This is a genomic window from Cupriavidus sp. SIMBA_020, from assembly GCF_046535395.1.
Taxonomy (GTDB): Bacteria; Pseudomonadota; Gammaproteobacteria; order Burkholderiales; family Burkholderiaceae; genus Cupriavidus; species Cupriavidus campinensis.
Window position 1 is genome coordinate 1 of the sequence record NZ_JAWRWU010000683.1, and the last position, 268, is coordinate 268.

Below are 268 nucleotides of genomic sequence, written 5' to 3' on the forward strand. Positions count from 1 at the left end.
GTGCTGCGCCGCAATGCCGGCACCCGAATCGACACCGCCGGCGGCGCTTTCATGAGCGTCTGGTTCAACACCGGCAAGAAGCCGTTCGACGACGCCCGCGTGCGCCGCGCGGTGTCCTACGCCATCGACCGCGAGGCCGTGTCCAAGGCCGCCTTCTTCGGCTACGGCAAGCCGATCTACGGCGCGCCCACGCCCGAGGATTCGCCGTACTACGACAAGTCGCTGGACGGCACCTACAAGCGCGACACCGCCAAGGCCCGCGCCCTGC

Annotated in this window: 1 protein-coding gene; it reads left to right on the forward strand. The window is 69.4% G+C overall.

From position 1 onward, the window contains the following. A partial coding sequence (locus SB751_RS31055) for an ABC transporter substrate-binding protein (RefSeq protein ID WP_410749150.1) occupies window positions 1-268 on the forward strand: 268 nt, incomplete at both ends.